At 63.5% G+C, this 16,146-nt stretch carries 23 protein-coding genes and 1 tRNA gene; 12 read left to right on the plus strand and 12 right to left on the minus strand.

Features of this window, described 5'->3' with window-relative positions; translation table 11 throughout:
* Nucleotides 1-65: 65 nt before the first annotated feature.
* Nucleotides 66-248, minus strand: coding sequence for a hypothetical protein (locus PARHAE_RS05540; RefSeq protein ID WP_126153609.1), 183 nt, complete (start codon nt 246-248; stop codon nt 66-68).
* On the opposite strand from PARHAE_RS05540, the gene PARHAE_RS05545 reads away from it, so the two are divergent.
* A complete protein-coding gene (locus PARHAE_RS05545) occupies nt 247-903 on the plus strand; it encodes a DUF4145 domain-containing protein (protein WP_126153610.1) in 657 nt (218 codons plus the stop codon). The genes PARHAE_RS05540 and PARHAE_RS05545 overlap by 2 nt on opposite strands.
* An 8-nt stretch (nt 904-911) precedes the next feature.
* Here PARHAE_RS05545 and PARHAE_RS05550 read toward each other — a convergent pair whose 3' ends face one another.
* A complete protein-coding gene (locus PARHAE_RS05550; RefSeq protein ID WP_206436876.1) occupies nt 912-1,154 on the minus strand; it encodes a hypothetical protein in 243 nt (80 codons plus the stop codon).
* Between the two features lie 182 nt (nt 1,155-1,336).
* On the opposite strand from PARHAE_RS05550, the gene PARHAE_RS05555 reads away from it, so the two are divergent.
* The 7 genes from PARHAE_RS05555 (at nt 1,337) to PARHAE_RS05580 (ending at nt 4,701) form a co-directional block, all read left to right on the plus strand.
* Entirely contained in the window at nt 1,337-1,987 is a 651-nt protein-coding gene (locus tag PARHAE_RS05555; RefSeq protein ID WP_126153612.1) for a helix-turn-helix domain-containing protein, read from the plus strand.
* Nucleotides 1,984-2,238: a hypothetical protein gene (locus tag PARHAE_RS05560; RefSeq protein ID WP_126153613.1), complete on the plus strand. Its 255-nt coding sequence runs from the start codon at nt 1,984-1,986 to the stop codon at nt 2,236-2,238. The genes PARHAE_RS05555 and PARHAE_RS05560 overlap by 4 nt, the downstream gene beginning before the upstream one ends.
* Before the next feature lie 77 nt (nt 2,239-2,315).
* Complete coding sequence (locus PARHAE_RS05565; protein ID WP_126153614.1) at nt 2,316-2,585, plus strand: hypothetical protein; 270 nt, start codon at nt 2,316-2,318, stop codon at nt 2,583-2,585.
* 179 nt (nt 2,586-2,764) lie between these two features.
* Entirely contained in the window at nt 2,765-3,130 is a 366-nt protein-coding gene (locus PARHAE_RS05570) for a hypothetical protein (protein WP_126153615.1), read from the plus strand.
* Nucleotides 3,127-3,396: a hypothetical protein gene (locus PARHAE_RS05575; RefSeq protein WP_126153616.1), complete on the plus strand. Its 270-nt coding sequence runs from the start codon at nt 3,127-3,129 to the stop codon at nt 3,394-3,396. Before PARHAE_RS05570 ends, PARHAE_RS05575 begins: the two co-directional genes overlap by 4 nt.
* Nucleotides 3,396-3,539, plus strand: coding sequence for a hypothetical protein (locus PARHAE_RS21010; RefSeq protein WP_164555162.1), 144 nt, complete (start codon nt 3,396-3,398; stop codon nt 3,537-3,539). The genes PARHAE_RS05575 and PARHAE_RS21010 overlap by 1 nt, the downstream gene beginning before the upstream one ends.
* Entirely contained in the window at nt 3,511-4,701 is a 1,191-nt protein-coding gene (locus PARHAE_RS05580) for a site-specific integrase (RefSeq protein ID WP_126153617.1), read from the plus strand. Before PARHAE_RS21010 ends, PARHAE_RS05580 begins: the two co-directional genes overlap by 29 nt.
* A 7-nt stretch (nt 4,702-4,708) precedes the next feature.
* Here the strand turns inward: PARHAE_RS05580 and PARHAE_RS05585 are convergent, their stop codons facing one another.
* A complete protein-coding gene (locus tag PARHAE_RS05585) occupies nt 4,709-4,924 on the minus strand; it encodes a hypothetical protein (protein ID WP_126153618.1) in 216 nt (71 codons plus the stop codon).
* 181 nt (nt 4,925-5,105) lie between these two features.
* On the opposite strand from PARHAE_RS05585, the gene PARHAE_RS05590 reads away from it, so the two are divergent.
* A complete protein-coding gene (locus PARHAE_RS05590; RefSeq protein WP_126153619.1) occupies nt 5,106-5,285 on the plus strand; it encodes a hypothetical protein in 180 nt (59 codons plus the stop codon).
* Here the strand turns inward: PARHAE_RS05590 and PARHAE_RS21015 are convergent, their stop codons facing one another.
* The 4 genes from PARHAE_RS21015 to PARHAE_RS05605 are packed head-to-tail and all read right to left on the minus strand — an operon-like array spanning nt 5,286 to nt 6,931.
* Nucleotides 5,286-5,459: a hypothetical protein gene (locus tag PARHAE_RS21015; protein ID WP_164555163.1), complete on the minus strand. Its 174-nt coding sequence runs from the start codon at nt 5,457-5,459 to the stop codon at nt 5,286-5,288.
* On the minus strand, nt 5,419-5,643 hold the full coding sequence (locus PARHAE_RS05595) for a hypothetical protein (protein ID WP_126153620.1): 225 nt from the start codon (nt 5,641-5,643) through the stop codon (nt 5,419-5,421). Before PARHAE_RS05595 ends, PARHAE_RS21015 begins: the two co-directional genes overlap by 41 nt.
* A complete protein-coding gene (locus PARHAE_RS05600) occupies nt 5,643-6,647 on the minus strand; it encodes an N-acetylmuramidase domain-containing protein (protein WP_126153621.1) in 1,005 nt (334 codons plus the stop codon). Before PARHAE_RS05600 ends, PARHAE_RS05595 begins: the two co-directional genes overlap by 1 nt.
* Complete coding sequence (locus PARHAE_RS05605; protein ID WP_126153622.1) at nt 6,644-6,931, minus strand: hypothetical protein; 288 nt, start codon at nt 6,929-6,931, stop codon at nt 6,644-6,646. Before PARHAE_RS05605 ends, PARHAE_RS05600 begins: the two co-directional genes overlap by 4 nt.
* Before the next feature lie 320 nt (nt 6,932-7,251).
* Here PARHAE_RS05605 and PARHAE_RS05610 point away from each other — a divergent pair, with 320 nt between their 5' ends.
* Nucleotides 7,252-7,860: a hypothetical protein gene (locus PARHAE_RS05610; protein WP_126153623.1), complete on the plus strand. Its 609-nt coding sequence runs from the start codon at nt 7,252-7,254 to the stop codon at nt 7,858-7,860.
* Here the strand turns inward: PARHAE_RS05610 and PARHAE_RS05615 are convergent.
* The 4 genes from PARHAE_RS05615 to PARHAE_RS05630 all read right to left on the minus strand — a co-directional run bounded on the left by PARHAE_RS05615 (nt 7,857) and on the right by PARHAE_RS05630 (nt 12,906).
* Nucleotides 7,857-10,637: a hypothetical protein gene (locus tag PARHAE_RS05615; RefSeq protein WP_126153624.1), complete on the minus strand. Its 2,781-nt coding sequence runs from the start codon at nt 10,635-10,637 to the stop codon at nt 7,857-7,859. The genes PARHAE_RS05610 and PARHAE_RS05615 overlap by 4 nt on opposite strands.
* Nucleotides 10,634-12,268: a fibronectin type III domain-containing protein gene (locus tag PARHAE_RS05620; RefSeq protein WP_126153625.1), complete on the minus strand. Its 1,635-nt coding sequence runs from the start codon at nt 12,266-12,268 to the stop codon at nt 10,634-10,636. Before PARHAE_RS05620 ends, PARHAE_RS05615 begins: the two co-directional genes overlap by 4 nt.
* A 10-nt stretch (nt 12,269-12,278) precedes the next feature.
* Entirely contained in the window at nt 12,279-12,449 is a 171-nt protein-coding gene (locus PARHAE_RS05625) for a hypothetical protein (protein WP_164555164.1), read from the minus strand.
* Between the two features lie 381 nt (nt 12,450-12,830).
* Nucleotides 12,831-12,906, minus strand: a tRNA-Lys gene (locus tag PARHAE_RS05630).
* Nucleotides 12,907-13,001: 95 nt separating this feature from the next.
* Between PARHAE_RS05630 and dapF the strand changes: the two genes are divergently transcribed.
* Nucleotides 13,002-13,832: a diaminopimelate epimerase gene (gene dapF / locus PARHAE_RS05635; RefSeq protein WP_164555165.1), complete on the plus strand. Its 831-nt coding sequence runs from the start codon at nt 13,002-13,004 to the stop codon at nt 13,830-13,832.
* Entirely contained in the window at nt 13,829-15,082 is a 1,254-nt protein-coding gene (gene mtaB / locus PARHAE_RS05640) for a tRNA (N(6)-L-threonylcarbamoyladenosine(37)-C(2))-methylthiotransferase MtaB (RefSeq protein WP_126153627.1), read from the plus strand. The genes dapF and mtaB overlap by 4 nt, the downstream gene beginning before the upstream one ends.
* A 61-nt stretch (nt 15,083-15,143) precedes the next feature.
* On the opposite strand, the gene PARHAE_RS05645 is transcribed toward mtaB, so the two are convergent.
* Nucleotides 15,144-15,980 (minus strand): universal stress protein, encoded by an 837-nt coding sequence (locus tag PARHAE_RS05645; protein WP_126153628.1) that lies wholly within the window; start codon nt 15,978-15,980, stop codon nt 15,144-15,146.
* Nucleotides 15,981-16,146 lie beyond the last annotated feature (166 nt).

Raw genomic sequence — 16,146 nt, forward strand, 5'->3', positions numbered from 1 at the left:
GCGCAGGCGTATTCACTCGGCAGCCTGCAGGCTGCCGATCGGGTAGGACCGAACTCGAGGAAGGTTCAGCGCGGAGGTGTCAGAGACACTTCGCGAAGCAGCACATAGGCGAAGGCCAGGAGTTCGTCGCCTTCCAGGGAAAGAAGCACGCCGGTCAGGTGCCGCGACCTTTCGACTGGATCTGAACTTGCAGCCAAGGCATTGTTGACAACGTGCTGATACCGATTGGAACGAGCGGCGATATCCATGGATTTCATTACCCTCGATTGCGTTCACAAGACTTGCAGGGCCAAGAACATGACCCATAGCGTGCTGGCTGTTTCTCAGGCTGTGCCGCAGCCTGAAGGCCAGATCTGGAACCTGTATCTGCAGTGTCGAGACTGTCAGGGCGGAACGGTTGCGTACTTCTTGGACTCGGAAAGGTTGGGTCTCCAACCGGCGAATGTGGAACTGCAGACCTTTCGAAATTTTTTCACCCTCGTTGGCACCGCACCCGAAATGCCGGCGCCAACGATTATCGAAGCAATGCCGGAGAATGTTCGCGGACCATGGATCGAAGCGGAACATAGCTTCGACAATGGTCATGCGGGAACCGCGGCCATGGCCTATCGCCGCGTGATGGAGCGGTCGCTCCGCAAGGAACATCCGGACCTCAAGGGCAATCTCGCCGACAGGATCAAGGCTCTCGAGGGCACCCTTCCCGACGCCATCATCGATATGGCCAATCAGGTCCGCTTCCTCGGGAACGACGGCGCCCATGACGAGGATGACCCCGACATGGAAGACGTGGCCAACGGCCGCGACTTCGTTCGGCTCTATCTCGTCTATACATACGAGCTGCCGGCGCGGATCGCGCGGGCCGTGAAGGCGCGCGAGGACCGCAAAATCACCAAAGCGGGATAAGGGCGCCATCATTCGGCCGCCTCGATGCCGGGGGCGGGTCGCGCTCGCATCTGTTCCAGCAGCGCCTCGATCTCGGCCGCAGGGGCGCCCCAGATCAGGTGTTCGGGTTTCAGGCCGCGCCCGTGCCGGTCCGAATAGGCCAGCAGCTTTCGCATCACGTCGGCGCTCGGCAGATCACCGGGCTGGCGTGTGTAATTCTTGTGCCGCCACTGGTAGCCGACCTTTTCACTGCGGCCCGCGATGCGAGACACTGCGGCAAGACCACCCAACAACTTTTCCGCGACCTCCAATGGCGGGAGGTGCTGACAGGCAGTCTCTTCAAGGGCTATTTGCTCGGTCATGCCTCACAATTAACCGATCATTGTGAGGCAGTCCATCATTAAGTGAGCAAAACTAACTCGTATGTGAGGTTAGAAAACCTTACTTGCGGCCCATGATCGACGACAAATGGTTCAAGGCGCAGCAGCGCAAGGTCGGGGTGACTACCGAGGACATTGCGCGCCGGATGGGCCGCGATCGAACTGCCGTCTCCCACATCTACACCGGCCGCCAGAAGATGAGCCTTGCCTGGGCCAAGGCCTTTGCTTCGGTTCTGAAGGTTCCCATCGACGAGGTCCTGCGCCGTGCTGGGGTTGCGGACGATCAGACCATAGACATGCTGGTGCCTGGTTTTGCCGAAGGCGATGTCCACCCTTGGCAGGGTTTCAGCGAGGTGGGCAGCAACCGGTCCAGATCGATGAACATGGCGGATCAGCTCGCCGCGGCCGCAAAGGAAGTCGTCGACAATCGGCCGGGCATAGACATCTGGCGTGTTTCCACGGGGGCCATGATCGCCGAAGGCTATCTTCCCGGTGATTTCATTCTGGTCGATGGGCATGCAGCCGCTTCTGCTGCTGCTGGCGATGTGGTTCTTGCGCAGGTTTACGAGAATTCGCGAGGGTCAGCGACGACCATCATGCGCCGCTACGAGCCGCCTGTCCTGATCACGGCATCAGCCCAACCGGGCGAACGGCGGGTGCACGTGGTGGATGGCGCCAATGTCGTCATCGTGGGCCGGGTGATTGCGAGTTGGAGGGCCACATGACCCGAAAAAGATCGCAAAAAAGGCTGTTCTTCTCTGAACTTAGCACCGCTGAATTTTGGGCAATTATCCTGGCAATCTTTGTTTTGCCTGGGGCTATATTCTGGCCGATCTGGGGATGGCTTACTGACTGGATGGGGCCGGACATTGCCGCCGGCATGGTCGTCATCGTGCAGACTGCGTTAGTGGCAGGCCGTGAGGGAATTGAGCAATGGCTCAAACACCGCTGGCCGTTCAAAGCCCACCAGAAATAATTCTCACATTGTGAGTTGACAGTGAGGCGTTCTAACTCCTAACTAACAGGGACCACCCTGCGAGTTAGGAGCGTTTCATGTTCGTTACCCCGTTTCCCGTCCAGCTGATGACAGCAGCCGAACGGGCTGGTTTCCAAGCCGCCTGTCAGATGATCCGCCAGGAAGGCGCGCGGATGATGCGCTATGCGCAGCATCTGTCCAACGCCGACCCGGCGGATCAGACCCCGGCGCCGGTCCAGATGCCGCGCCACGACATTCTGCGCCTCTGCGCGACCAGCGTCGCCCTCTGCGTTGACCAGGTCGAACACCAGCTGCCTGCGCCGATCCGCCCAGCATTGCCGAACTGACTGCCCGGGGGCCGCCCGCGGGCACTGCTCGCCCGCCCCCGCCACCAAGCCCGTCGCAGGGCGGCGCGACCGGCCAAGCCACAGGGATACCCCATGGCCTTCTTCACCTTCATCGGCGAATTCCTGATGCTGATCGCCCTGGGCGACCTGGTCCGCGCTGCCATCCAGGGGGACTGGGAATGACCCGCATCCGCGAAATCACGATCGAGCATTCTCCGATCGGCGACGATCAGGCTGACCATGTCGGGACGGTCATCGACCTGATGATTACCGTCATGACCGAGGTGCTGGCGACATCCATGCCCGCCGGACAGCATCCGTCGATCTCGACCGTCCTGTCCGCCATGATGCAGGGCACGGCCGACAGGCTGTCCGGTCTGGACAAGGCTGCGGCCGGACGGATGTGCTGCGCGATCGGCCAGCACCTGACCGGCGGCATCGAAGATCCCGAAGCCTTCGTCGCCGCGATGAAGGCCGAACAGCTTGCCCTGGCGCGGGCGGAACTGACCCTGCGCGCACGGCTGCAAGCCGGGGGGTCGGCATGACCGCGACCTTCATCCGATCCGGGGACATCGCCCAGCGCCTTTCGATCAGCACGGAAACCTTCCGCGCCAAGCGCCAGCTGCTGGAAGACCAGCACGGCTTTCCCCAGCCGATGCCGCACACGCGCCACCCGATGCTGTGGCGCGCCGACCAGGTCGATGCCTGGATCGACATGCAGGGCCTGCCCCGCGATGTCGAGGAACGGATCGATCCCGCCCTGATAAGATCCCGGCAGGTGATCCTGCTGGCCGAAGCCCGGAGGGCGTGATGTCCCTACTGGTCCGCGCTTGGCGGCGCCTGCGCGCTGCCATCTGGGAAATGATGACGGTCGATGTCTACGACACGGCCGAAGACCGCAAACGCCAGCCCGAACAGGACAGCGATGAAACGCCCCGCCCGCCTCATTCCTGACGCACCCCAGGGCCTGCGCGAACGGCCCCGCGCCGACGGCACCGTCCGCATCTGGTGGGAACCGTCCGCAGCCGCGCGCAAGCTGGGCTTTACCGGCGTGGAGCTGGACGAACGCCGCCTGACCTGGTCGCGGCGAGAGGCGGAACGGCTGAACCGCGAACTGGCGGCCGCGCAGAAGTCGGGCAAGCCCCGGCCGCTTCCCTCGGCCGGTGGCCGCTCGATCGAGGCGCTAATCGAAGCCTATCGCAAATCCCGCCTCTACACCGAATTGGCGCCGAAGACGCGCAAAAGCTACGAAGGCCATTTCCGCCTGATCATCGGTAAATGGGGTAGCCACCAGACCCGCGAATTCACGAAGCCCGTGATGCGCGCCTGGTATGAAACACTGCTGGACAGCAAGGGACCATCCATGGCCATCGCGCAGCTGCGCGCCATGTCGCTGCTGATGTCCTATGCCGAAATGATCGGCTGGCGGCCCGAGGGCACCAACCCGTGCCACCGCCTGAAAATGAAGACGCCGACGCCGCGCAAGCGGTCGGCCAGCTGGGCCGAGGTCGATCTGCTGGTCGCCACGGCCGATCGCATCGGCCTGCCCTCGATCGGCACCGCGATCCTGCTGTCGCTGCTGCAAGGGCAGCGCCAGACCGACGTGTTCATGGCGCGGGTCGGTGACTTCTCTGACCACCTGGTTCACCGCGGCGGCCAGCTGGTGCAGCGCATCCAGTGGACGGTCACGCGGTCCAAGCGCGGCAACACCGGCGCCATGTGGCTCCATGACGAAGTTCAGGGCCGCGTCGATGCCCTGATCGACGGCTCCACCGATCCACACCGCCGCCTGCTGCGCGACGAGGAAACCGGCGCGGACTACGACGACGACTTGTTCGTCCGCCGCTGGCGCAAGGTGCGCGACGCTGCGGTCCAGGCGGACAGGTTCGGTCGGTTGCAGGGCCTCGCCACACTGCAATTTCGCGACCTGCGGCGCACCTTCGGGATCCTGTCCCGGTCGGGCGGCGCGACCAAGGACGACGCGGCCGACGTGCTGGGCAACAGCGCCGCGACCAACCCGCAGCTGGCCGACACCTACATGCCCAGCCAACTCGACACCGCCAGCCGCGCGGTCGAAGCGATCAAGCGCCCGGTCAGGCCGAAGAAGACCGCCTGATGCGACCCTACCTGATCGGCGCACGGCGCTGCATCACAAGCGCCCCCTGCTGAAGGCGCAGTTCTTCGTCGGGATATCTGTCCTGAATTGCAGACCAGGCCGCGTCCATCGCAGCCAGGCATCCGGCCGCGACGGTGGTTTGACGCCTGCCGGGCCGCTCTGCCCAGATGATGTACAGCGCGAAATCCTCAGGGAAGTCGGGAGTATGTATTCGATAGGCCATGGCGATCCCTCGGTTCCTGAACGGGCCAGAAAGAACACAACAGGAACATCATGGCAAGGCGCCAGTTTGCCGGTCGCGACCGGAACGCACAAACACTCTTCCGGTTGTTCTGTATTTACAGACATATAGACTAAAATGCCTGCGGTTTGGTCTGATGCTCCTGGAAGGAGGAACAGACCAGATGTCCAAATGTGATGATTGCTTGCAGGCCATTTACGACCGTGCCGAGGCGCTACTGGATACCCTCGATGTCGCCCAAGGCCTGATCCGGGCGGCCGACCACGTCATGTCCGATGCCCGACGGCAGGCGACGGCGATTGCCAGGGCCACGATGACCGCGCCGGATGACCCGCTGCCCTGATCAGCTGGCGCAGCCTGCATCCACCTTGGCGATCAGCAGCGCCCCGGTCCTGCGCGACTGCGGCCCGCCGTCCTGGACCAGGGCGCGGGCATGGGCGGTGCGATCCCCTGCCGTGCCCGCGCAGATCGCCGCATCACTGGCTGCGACGGTGCAGCCAGTCGCGAATGCCGTCATTGTCGCGGCCGCGCAAATCATCTTCCACATGATCCATCCTTTCCTGTGCCTCGATCCGCGCGCGCAGCGCGTCGTTCTCGGCCGAAAGATCGGCGCGACTGTCGATCAGCCACCAGATGCACAGACAGGCCGCCAGCACGGCCCCCAGGGGCAGCAGCCAGCGTCCGGTCAGCGCGGTCAGCATCAGACCAAAGCCCGGCCGCTGCGCAGGCGGGTATAGATGATCGCGGCCAAGGCCATCAGCCCCGCCACGGTCGCGCCACCCACCAGGATCGTCATCGCGCCATCGGGCAGCGCGTCGCCCAAGGCCGCCACAGCGCCGGTGCCAGCCGTCACGGCGCCGCTGACGGCACCGATATGGGCGATGCGGTCCGACTGCGCCGCCTGGGCGGGCGGCGCGGCATCACGCTTGGCGCGCAAACGCGCCCAGGTCTCGGCACCCACCACGCCATCGACAGCCAGGCCCTCCCGTTCCTGGAACGCCCTGACGGCCTTGTCCGTCTCGGGGCCGAAAACCCGGTCCTCGCGAATGCCAAGGGCGGCCTGCAACTGTTCGACGGCTTCTGGATCGTTGGCGCGGCCCAGGCGCAGGACAACCGGCGACGCTCGGCCGCTGTGGCGGCGATAGGCGCTTTCGATCTTGGCGGCATAGGCCCTGGCCTGGCCGCTGCCGTTGTATCGTGCCGCAAAGCGCGCCCAATCATGGGCACGCAGCACCGTCACAAGGCCCCAGGAACCCACCAGGTTCAGAAAGGCGCCCAGGTGCGCCCATTCATCGTTGGCAAGGGCAACAACCATATCCCAGGCGCTGGCATAGCCTGCGGCGGCGGCGTTGAAGCCCATGACCTGAAGACCGCCCCAGCTGGTGGCGGCCAGGGCGGCCTCGGGGTCGATCTCGAAGGCCGCCAGGAACATCGCTTCGCGCGCGGCCGCCTTCAGCTTCAGGGATGCGCGCCACGGCTCCTGGCCTTTCGGGACCGTGAACCCCAGTCGGGGCCAGTGCCTTGCGGGAAAATGATGCGGCTCGAAGCGCCGCTCCAGCGATCCGTCGGGCCGGAACGACTGGCCGCTGCTCTCGACCTCGAACACGGCCGTGATGATGGACGGATCAAGATCCAGTTCCTGCGCGGCGACCGCGAAAGCGTCGCTCGAAAGGCGCCGCGCCGCGCCGATCCAGGGCTTCTTCATTTGGGATCCCTTTCCAGCTTGGCTTCGATCTTGCGCACGCTGTCCAGGATCAGCAGCAGCCGTTCATCCTGGCGGGCTGAACTGGTCTCGATCGCGCGGATACGGGTTTCGTGGGTGACCAGGGTCGTCTGCATGACGGCATCGTTGGCCTGCAACGTGTCCAGACGCTGGCTTTGCCGCCCGCCCCAGACGAACAGACCGGCAATGATGACCAACGTGCTGCCGATCGTGCCGATGATCGACCAGATGTTCCCGGTTGTGATACGTTTCTCGATTTCAGGCATCTATCCCGGCAGGTGTGACCCGCTCCTAAAAACTGACATGATGTGTGAGTTTTCGGAGAGGTTGCCCGGCAACCGGACCTGCCCTGGCTTTTAGACGGGGGCCTACCCGGCGGTCTTTCCCGCGGTCGTCTGGACCCCTCATGCAAGGGGTTGCCCGTCCTGGTCAGCTATACACAAAGCCGCTCATGGCACCAGACAAAATATCGCAACGCCGCTATCGCGGCGGTTGATCGAGGCGAAAGCTTTTCCCCGAGACTCAAGCGCGCTGCGATGATCCGATGGTCACGCGACGGTGATGATTCGCGATTTAGGAGGTTGCATTGGGTATCAGGGCATTGTGCGCGGCGGCTGCCGTGATGGTCGGGGTGGGGTCAGCGGCAGAGGCGGCTACGATCGAACAATATGACTACCGCCTGCGGTATGAAGGGACGACCTTCGGATCAGTGGCCTACAGCGAGTATGAAACTCAAACACGAACCGAGTATGGTACTGTCCATAGTTCGGCAGATCCCTTTGGGCTTCCGCATCGGTTTTCCGACCTAGCCGTCGGAGATTATGTCAATCTCCATATACGAGCGGAAATACCGCACAATCCCATCTATGACAGCGAGGGCAATGGCGGTCGGGCGCCGGTTTGTCTTATCGGAAGCTTTAACTGCTCGGCTTTCGTAAAGGGTGCTGAACCTGGCCTCAACCTTTATAATATCTGGAATCTGTTTCTGATCATGAAAGACGGAGACACTATTTTCCAGACCGAAGGTGGATATGCTGGCGATTATTATAAGCTAGAATTTGGCGAGGTATACTACCGTGATCCAACGGCAGAGTTTTCTATCATAGCCCCCATCCCGCTTCCCGCTACCGTCGCCCTTCTGCCGCTCGGGATGGGCGCCCTCGCACTGATGCGGAGGCGCCGCCGTTCAGCTTAAACCGCCAGGACCAACTTGTCGCCTGTGACGGAGAGGCCGGTGTCTTTGATCGCCCCTTCGTCGGTGACAACAATTCCAACGCCAGTCAGGTCGCGCGTGGGACCGGGCGTAAGCGGGCTTCCTGTCAGGCGAAGGAAAGAACCGGGCTTCAAGATGATGTTATGGTTTGCGCCTGATACAGCAGTCCCGGCCCGGCCCCGCCAGCTCGACTCGATCTTGCCAATAGTGGCACCCAGGATTGCGGAGATGGTGCCGTTCGCAGGCTTGAAGAAGCCGCCTTCCGTGGTCTTTTCCCCGACAATCGGTGTGCCGATCAGATCGCGAATCCGAACAAAGCCGTTACGCTCGATGCGCCGCCAGCTATCAAATTTTCCCGATGCGCCACTGGTTTGCCCTAGGAAATCATACAGAGCCTTATCCCAGGCAGTCAGGTTGAAGGCGTCAAAACGCATCAAGGCAGTCGCATGGAATTCCAGCGTGCCTCCAGCCTCCACCGTCAGGACACTGGACGGGCTGATCGCATCCCATCCGACCTTGCCCATGTCTCCCACAATCCGCAAGGTTTCCCCGTCACGGATCCGGCAATCCGGCCCGAGGATCAATTGGCCCTGACCGCTGGCCTCGAAATCGCCAGCAGAAGGCCCGTTAACAGCAAAGCGCCCCCCGCGCACCGTCGCAAACCCGTCGAAGCTGTCAGCGTAGAACTTACCGTATTCCCCCACTTCGATATGAGAGCCAGCATCCACCGCCTCGAAACTGACCTTGCCCGACGATGCTTGGAAGATGCCCTGCTCCCCCATAGACAGCGCCTCCAGGGATCGGCTGTCCTTAACCCACTTCACGATGTTGTCTCCGATCTCCAAGCTGTCGCCATTGATCGGGGTGTCCTTGCTCGACCAATTAAGCGGGTTGTCCGACCGGAAGCCTTCGCCCCGGAAGTCGGGCTTGAACGTCAGAACCTGCGGTGTTGTGCGGTCCTCCATCGGCAGTTCCAAGTTGGGTTCGCGGGCAGAAAGCAGGTAGCGGTTCACCGCCTTGATTTCCAACTGCAACTGGCGAGGCGAAAGACCTCGGCAGTAGGTGGCGTATTCGGCAATTGTAGCCGATGCCTTACCCAGTTTTTGCCCTGCCCACCGCTGGATCGTGATCGTATCTATGAAACTGGTGACAAGACCTGCGAGGTTCAGGTCGCCGTTCCAGCGACGGACAACAAGATTGGACCAGAGTGACCCGCGACCGTGTTTATAAGCGTAATAAGAGTTGTTCGGGCTGAATTGATGATTGTTCTTAGCGGCCACTTCCGCAGCGTCATCCGGGTTCGAGACGTGCAAGACCAAGCAGTCAACGTCCACACTCTGAACGCCCAGAAAGTCCAGTCCCGTTTTCTTGGCCCCGGCGGAGGTAATGTAATTTCCGTCGCGACCTGAAGTTGCAACGGTGCGGATATTGATCGGGAAGAACCCGGTCTGCGTGGCTAGGTTGCCCTCGACATCACTCCACCGCAGACCTGAGTTTTGCAGGCCCAGCATGTTGTCAATGGCTGTGCAGTCAATCTGCCAACCGCCGATGCGCATTTGCCCGCCCAAAGACGCGCCGCGCATGGTCAACATCCCATGCCAGGACATATCGACCTGCCCCTCTGACGTATAGACGTTGTGACTATAGATCGACGGCGGTTGTCCGTATTGGCCATTATTCCATGTGCCATCGACAACCTGATCTTGGACCCATCCGTTTTTGTCCCAAAAAGTGTCGAGAAAGAGGCTACCAAGAACATCCGAAAAATAAATCCCGGATGACCGATCCGGATGAGCCGTCCAGGTCGAGCCATTAACCGGAACTTGCCTCGCACCATCAAAGGTTTTGGTTCGGTAAAGTGTCAGCCCCCTCGACTTATCGCCCGAAAACTCCCGATGCCGTCCTATGAAGTCAGTGTCGGCAGTAAGCCAATTCTCGAAGGTGCGCATTAAGGTGATGTCCAAATCAACACCAATGGACACGAGATTGGCGGGCCAATAAGCCCCGCTGTTTCCGTATTTTATACCCTTGGGGACAGAGCCGGTTCCGAACGCCCGGATTACTCGCGGATGGAGCGGGCTTTCGCCGTGCAAATTGATCTTGATATCAAGTCCCGTGTAGTCGTAGCCCCGCTCCACATAAAGCCACCATGAGGGGTGAATGCGGTCACTCGCAACTGCGGCGTGCATGGCCTCGATGATAAGCTGCGCAACGGCACCGGATACTTTTTGGGCTTCCGTGCTACCGTAGAACGGCCGCTGTAGCAGCCAGGCACCCGTGACGGACGCTTCAGCGATGGGGGGTGTTTGCGCAGCAGCAATACTGGCGCGCGTCCATGCCGAAGGATCGCCACTAACCCAGATTTCCCGATGATAGTCCCCCGGCTCCAAAACGAGATCGCCATTATCATCCGTTTCCAGCATGTAATACTCGGCCCGGCCCCAGCCGTTCTTGCTGGACATCCGAGACACCGATACGGAGCAGACACGGCCGTCTTGCAACGTGCCGGGGATCACGACAGGCTGATGCACCGTTTTAAGGTCAAGGGTTGCGCTGCCGTCGGCTTGCTGCACCAACAGGGGTGCATAATCCGGCGAGACAGAGGCGAGATCAGGGAATTCATTAACCCGTCCGCCGAACGCAGACAGTTCGACCACATCCGGCACATCCCCATACTTCTCAATGGTCAGAGACTTGCCGCGCAGGGTCGCGGTGATCTGATGGTCGGCCAGGTCGCCGGGGTAAAGATATGCGGTCATGCTGTTTGCCTCACGCGAGTGTTGGAAAGGATCTTGGCCGTGCCGCTGACGTCCATGGTGAAGATATAATACATCGCCACCCGACCAGCGGCGGGGGTGAAGGTGTCGGTGCGAGAAAGGGTCGTGTCGCCCGCGGGCTTGGTCACGTCGAAAACATTGACGTGTATCGCGGTATTGTAGCTGGTCATGTCTGACAAGCGGCCGATCACGCGGGTCGCATTGCCCCACTCGATGTGAGTTTCCAACTCATAGGTGTCGCCCGGCACCACGTCGAAATAGACGCGTGGGTTGCCCTGTGTATTGCCGCCCGCGATGCCGTCCGATCCAATGGTCAGGTCGCCATTGCCATCCGGCCCAGTGATCGTGCCGCGCGATGCAACCTCTCCATTGCGCTTCCAGGTCGGCGCATACCACCCGGCCGCAGCCGGGACCGACACGGCATTGGTCGTATAGCTGCGCGCGCCGTTCCCGTCAGTCAGGGTTACTTCCACGTCGTAAGGCACACCTGCGTCTTCGGCCCGGATGACATAGGTCTTGCCTTTCGACCCATCCGGCCAGGACCAATCGAAAGTAGGATCGGACCCGGCGATCAGGCTCAGCGGCGGCGGCAGGTGCAGCGTCATCGTCTGGCCCACAGCCGGGGTGCCGGTGATGTAGGGATCGCGCAGCAGGACCGGGCCTGATGCCAGGGGTGCGAAGTCGATCTCCCACTCGCCCATCATCTCCGCAGGCGCCGTGGGGCTGGACAGGTTGATGGTTTCGGGTTCAGACGCTGCTGTCGCGTTGGCGATGGCGAAGATGCCGGCAGGGCTGACGATCAGGTCGGGCAGCGCCGGGCTGGCTTCGAAGGTCGCGCTGTAGGCCGTATAACCCGCCTTTGTCGCGCCGATGGTGACGATGCCGCTGGCCGGTGCGGTGCCGGTATATCTGCGCGGATCGTTCGCGTCCCGCACCAGGGTCAGGGGCGATACGCTGTCGGGGGCGGCGCTGAACAGGATCTCGAAATCATCGCCCGCCACCAGAGGGTTGGGGGTGATGGTGGCTTCAAGCGAGGGAAGTTCAGCCGCCTCGCCACTGACAGCGGCCTTGGGTTCGCTCCATGGGCCTGGTCCAACGCTGTTCCGCCCACGGACCCTAAAGGAATATTCCGTGTCCTCATCCGGCATGGTCAGGACACGCTGACCTGTCCCCAGGCCGGCAAGGGCGGTGCCCGGCGCATCCTCGCCATCCTGGACCGTATATTCCAGGGCGATCAAAGCCGCGCCGCCGGTGCTGGGTCGGCCGGAAATGTCCATAATGACGGCGCCAGGCGCGGCGCCCGTCGAAACCGTCCACTGATGCGGCGCGAAAGTGCCGGGGGCTGTCGGCTCGACCGGCTCGACGCCGTCATCCTCGCCCAGGCCGGATGCGATGGACAGGCAGCCGATGCCGACCCCGTGGGTTGCGGCGCGGATCGTCATCGCGGCCGCGCAGGTATACCAGGACCGCGGTCGGATCAGCAGGCTGTCATCGGCATCGGGATCATCCTCGGCACAGACGAGGATGGACCGCGTGCCGCTATTTTGAAGAACGTCTCCGGCGGCGACAGCGATCGGGCCGGTCCAGGCAAGGCTGGTCAGGTATGCAGGCATGATCGTCCCCTCAATCCGTCAGGGCCAGGCCGCGCACGACCACCAGGCGGCTGATCGTCGGGCCAGCGGTCGAGGCGCGCACCGACATTGCGGACCGCAGACGGAACGCTTCGCCCGGGGCCAGCGACAAGGCGTCCAGCTCGGATGCCGGATCGCTGCGGGATATCAGGATCTTGTTCACGCCGCGATTTTGCAGGATGTCCCCTGCGGCAAGCTCAAGGGGGGCTGTCCACTCTCGGGACACGGTATGTGCAGGCATAAGCCGCTCCGCTGAAAACTGACATGATGCGTGAGTTTTCGGAGAGGTTGCCCGGCACCGGACCTGCCCTGGCTTTTATCGGGGGCCTACCCGGCGGTCTTTCCTGCTGTCGTCTGGACCCGGAGTGAACCGGGTTGCCCGTCCTGGTCAGATAGACACAGGGCCGCGCAAATCGCCAGCGGTTTTTGCCAGGCGCACATTTCGCCGCGCGACCGTCCGACATTGGACGCTGTCGGACGACCATTTTCATCGGACAGTTGCAACTGCATTAAAGCCGCAACTGTCTGATATTAAACGAAAATATGGTGAGCCCGACAGGATTCGAACCTGTGACCCACTGATTAAAAGTCAGTTGCTCTACCAACTGAGCTACGGGCCCAACACCGGCGCTTACTAGGGGGGGCTGCCGGGGGCGTCAAGCGGAAAAGTCGCGCCCACTGGCGGAAATTTCCCGCAGGGATTATACGGCCTCTCATGAACAGCAACCCCGCCTCCGGCCTGCCCTTCATGAAGATGCATGGGCTCGGCAACGATTTCGTCGTCCTGGATCTGCGTGCCGGTGGCGATCCGCCTGCGGCAGGGCTGGTCGCGCGCATCGCCGACCGCAACCGGGGCGTGGGCTTTGACCAGCTTGCGACGATCCAGGCGGACGACCGGGCGGATTTGCGGCTGCGGTTCTGGAACGCCGACGGCTCGGTCAGCTCGGCCTGCGGGAATGCCACGCGCTGCGTCGCCCGCTATGTGATGGATCAGACCGGCCGCGACCGGCTGAGCCTGCGCACCGATCACGCCATCCTGCTGGCCGAGAATGCGGGGAACGGGCTGACGCGGGTGAACATGGGGCCGCCGGTGCTGGACTGGCGGGCGATTCCCCTGGCGCGCGCGGTGGACATCGACCGCCTGCCGATCGACGGCGATCCCGTGGCAACCGGGATGGGCAATCCCCATGCGACCTTCTTCGTCGAGGACGCGGCCTCGGTCGATCTGGCAACCTTCGGCCCCGCGATGGAGCATCACCCGCTGTATCCGCAGCGCACGAACGTCGAAGTCGTGCAGGTCGTCTCTCGGGACGAGATCATCCTGCGCATCTGGGAACGCGGGACGGGGCCGACGCTGGCCTCGGGGTCGTGTTCCTGCGCGGCGGTGGTGGCGGCGGCGCGGCGCGGGCTGACCGGGCGGCGCGTCACCGTGAACGTGCCGGGCGGTGCGCTGCTGATCGACTGGCGGGACGATGGCGTCTGGATGCAGGGGCCAGCCGCCCATGTCTTTTCCGGCGTGCTGACGCCCGAATGGCTGGCGTCATGACCGCGCCGGTCTTTTCCACGCTGGGCTGCCGCCTGAACGCCTATGAGACCGAGGCGATGCGCGAGATGGCCGAGGCGGCGGGCCTGTCGGGCGCGGTCGTGGTCAATACCTGCGCCGTCACGGCCGAGGCGGTGCGCAAGGCTCGCCAGGAAATCCGCCGCCTGGCGCGCGAGAATCCGGGCGCGCCGGTGATCGTCACCGGCTGCGCGGCCCAGACCGAACCCGACACCTTCGCGGCCATGCCCGAGGTCACCCGCGTCATCGGCAATCACGAGAAGATGCAGCCCGAGACGTGGCAAGGCCTGCGCGCCCCCGACCTGATCGGCGACACCGAGAAGATCCGCGTCGACGACATCATGTCGGTGCGCGAAACGGCGGGCCATCTGATCGACGGCTTCGGGCGGCACCGCGCCTATGTCCAGGTCCAGAACGGCTGCGATCACCGCTGCACCTTCTGCATCATTCCCTATGGGCGCGGCAATTCGCGGTCGGTTCCGGCGGGCGTGGTGGTCGAGCAGATCAAGCGGCTGGTCGGGCGCGGCTTCAACGAGGTCGTGCTGACCGGCGTCGACCTGACCAGTTGGGGCGCCGACCTGCCGGGCACGCCGCGGCTGGGCGATCTGGTCATGCGGATCCTGCGGCTGGTGCCCGACCTGCCGCGCCTGCGCATCAGCAGCATCGACAGCATCGAGGCGGACGAGAACCTGATGCTGGCCATCGCCTCGGAACCCCGGCTGATGCCGCATCTGCACCTGTCCCTGCAGGCCGGCGACGACATGATCCTGAAGCGGATGAAGCGCCGCCACCTGCGTGACGACGCGATCCGTTTCTGCGAGGACGCGCGGCGGCTGCGCCCGGATATCGTCTTCGGGGCCGATATCATCGCCGGTTTCCCGACCGAAACCGATGCGATGTTCGAAAACAGCGTCAGGCTGGTCGGCGATTGCGGGCTGACCTTCCTGCATGTCTTTCCATTCTCGGCCCGCAAGGGGACGCCCGCCGCGCGGATGCCCGCCGTGAAGGGGCCGGTGATCCGCGACCGCGCCGCCCGACTGCGCGAGGCGGGCGAGGCCGCGTTGCGCCGCCATCTGGACGGGCAGGTGGGCCGGACCCATCGCGTGTTGACCGAAGGCCCGCGGCTGGGCCGCACGGAACAGTTCACCGAGGTGGCCTTTGCCAGCGACCAGCCGGAAGGCGCGCTGATGGACCTGCGCATCGCCGGTCATGACGGGGCGCGGCTGGTGGCGTAAGCTGGCGGGGGGAAACCCAGGGCGTTTCCTGATCCCGCCTGCGGCCCCTTGGCGCAGATCCTCACCGCGCCATGAACACCGGCACCTTGGCCTTTTCCAGCATGTTGCGCGTGGCCCCGCCCAGGATCGCCTGGCGGAAGCGCGAATGGCCATAGGCGCCCATCACCACCAGGTCGGCGGCGATTTCGGTCGCGCGGCGGTTCAGTTCCTCGCTGACGGTGCCCGAGGTGCGGGCCAGCACGGCGATGTCGGCATGGACGCCGTGGCGGTTCAGCATCTGCGCCAGGGGCGCGCCGGGTTCGGAACCGTCGGTGCCGGCGCGCGGGTCGATCACCGTGATCTCGACCGAGCCGGCGGCCTTCAGCAGGGGCAGGGCGCGGCGCACGGCGGCCAGGGCCTCGGTCGACTGGTTCCAGGCGATCAGCACCTTGCCCGGCGGATCGGCGGGCAGCTCGGTGCCGGGCAGGACCAGGACCGGGCAGCAGCCCTCGAACAGCGCGGCCTCGACCACGGCCTCGGCCTCTCCGGGGGCGTCCTCGCCATAGGGGCGGGACAGGACGGTCAGGTCGGAAAACCGCGCGCGCATTCCCACCAGGTTGGCGATGCCGCCGATCTGGGCCACTGCGGCCTCGGACGACCAGCGAAGATCGCCGAAGCGGGCCAGGTGCTGCCGGACCGTCTGATCCAGCGTCCCGGCCTGGTCCATCGCCATGTCGATGGCGTCCTGGAACGCATAAGGCATCCCGTTCGGAAAGTAATAGCCCACCTGCGTGTGATCCAGCCCCAGGCTGAGGACCGACAGATGCCCGTCCTCGCGCGCGGCCAGGGCCGCCGCCGCGTCAAGCTGGGGCAGCTGGCGGGCGTCGGACAGGACGGTCAGGATGCTTTTGTAACCCATCTCGGTCTCCTTGATCATGTCGGGGCGCAGGATGGCGGATTTGCCACGCCGCAGCCTTGACCGGAATCAAACCGCCGAACTTGATGCAGATCAAGGTTTCGTGTGTCGCCGCCGCCTTATTGCGGTCGGTGACGAAGGAATCTGTCCGGCGGCGATTCGTGCCGCC

Origin of the sequence: Paracoccus haematequi, from assembly GCF_900631945.1 — a bacterium.
GTDB classification, from domain to species: domain Bacteria; phylum Pseudomonadota; class Alphaproteobacteria; order Rhodobacterales; family Rhodobacteraceae; genus Paracoccus; species Paracoccus haematequi_A.

What these genes read in the sequence shown, in the direction of transcription:
- PARHAE_RS05545 (WP_126153610.1), top strand. Translation starts at nt 247, where the DNA reads ATGGATTTCATTACCCTCGATTGCGTTCACAAGACTTGCAGGGCCAAG.
- PARHAE_RS05540 (WP_126153609.1), bottom strand. Translation starts at nt 248, where the DNA reads ATGGATATCGCCGCTCGTTCCAATCGGTATCAGCACGTTGTCAACAAT.
- PARHAE_RS05555 (WP_126153612.1), top strand. Translation starts at nt 1,337, where the DNA reads ATGATCGACGACAAATGGTTCAAGGCGCAGCAGCGCAAGGTCGGGGTG.
- PARHAE_RS05560 (WP_126153613.1), top strand. Translation starts at nt 1,984, where the DNA reads ATGACCCGAAAAAGATCGCAAAAAAGGCTGTTCTTCTCTGAACTTAGC.
- PARHAE_RS05565 (WP_126153614.1), top strand. Translation starts at nt 2,316, where the DNA reads ATGTTCGTTACCCCGTTTCCCGTCCAGCTGATGACAGCAGCCGAACGG.
- PARHAE_RS05570 (WP_126153615.1), top strand. Translation starts at nt 2,765, where the DNA reads ATGACCCGCATCCGCGAAATCACGATCGAGCATTCTCCGATCGGCGAC.
- PARHAE_RS05575 (WP_126153616.1), top strand. Translation starts at nt 3,127, where the DNA reads ATGACCGCGACCTTCATCCGATCCGGGGACATCGCCCAGCGCCTTTCG.
- PARHAE_RS21010 (WP_164555162.1), top strand. Translation starts at nt 3,396, where the DNA reads ATGTCCCTACTGGTCCGCGCTTGGCGGCGCCTGCGCGCTGCCATCTGG.
- PARHAE_RS05580 (WP_126153617.1), top strand. Translation starts at nt 3,511, where the DNA reads ATGAAACGCCCCGCCCGCCTCATTCCTGACGCACCCCAGGGCCTGCGC.
- PARHAE_RS05585 (WP_126153618.1), bottom strand. Translation starts at nt 4,924, where the DNA reads ATGGCCTATCGAATACATACTCCCGACTTCCCTGAGGATTTCGCGCTG.
- PARHAE_RS05590 (WP_126153619.1), top strand. Translation starts at nt 5,106, where the DNA reads ATGTCCAAATGTGATGATTGCTTGCAGGCCATTTACGACCGTGCCGAG.
- PARHAE_RS21015 (WP_164555163.1), bottom strand. Translation starts at nt 5,459, where the DNA reads ATGACGGCATTCGCGACTGGCTGCACCGTCGCAGCCAGTGATGCGGCG.
- PARHAE_RS05595 (WP_126153620.1), bottom strand. Translation starts at nt 5,643, where the DNA reads ATGCTGACCGCGCTGACCGGACGCTGGCTGCTGCCCCTGGGGGCCGTG.
- PARHAE_RS05600 (WP_126153621.1), bottom strand. Translation starts at nt 6,647, where the DNA reads ATGAAGAAGCCCTGGATCGGCGCGGCGCGGCGCCTTTCGAGCGACGCT.
- PARHAE_RS05605 (WP_126153622.1), bottom strand. Translation starts at nt 6,931, where the DNA reads ATGCCTGAAATCGAGAAACGTATCACAACCGGGAACATCTGGTCGATC.
- PARHAE_RS05615 (WP_126153624.1), bottom strand. Translation starts at nt 10,637, where the DNA reads ATGACCGCATATCTTTACCCCGGCGACCTGGCCGACCATCAGATCACC.
- PARHAE_RS05620 (WP_126153625.1), bottom strand. Translation starts at nt 12,268, where the DNA reads ATGCCTGCATACCTGACCAGCCTTGCCTGGACCGGCCCGATCGCTGTC.
- dapF (WP_164555165.1), top strand. Translation starts at nt 13,002, where the DNA reads ATGAACAGCAACCCCGCCTCCGGCCTGCCCTTCATGAAGATGCATGGG.
- mtaB (WP_126153627.1), top strand. Translation starts at nt 13,829, where the DNA reads ATGACCGCGCCGGTCTTTTCCACGCTGGGCTGCCGCCTGAACGCCTAT.
- PARHAE_RS05645 (WP_126153628.1), bottom strand. Translation starts at nt 15,980, where the DNA reads ATGGGTTACAAAAGCATCCTGACCGTCCTGTCCGACGCCCGCCAGCTG.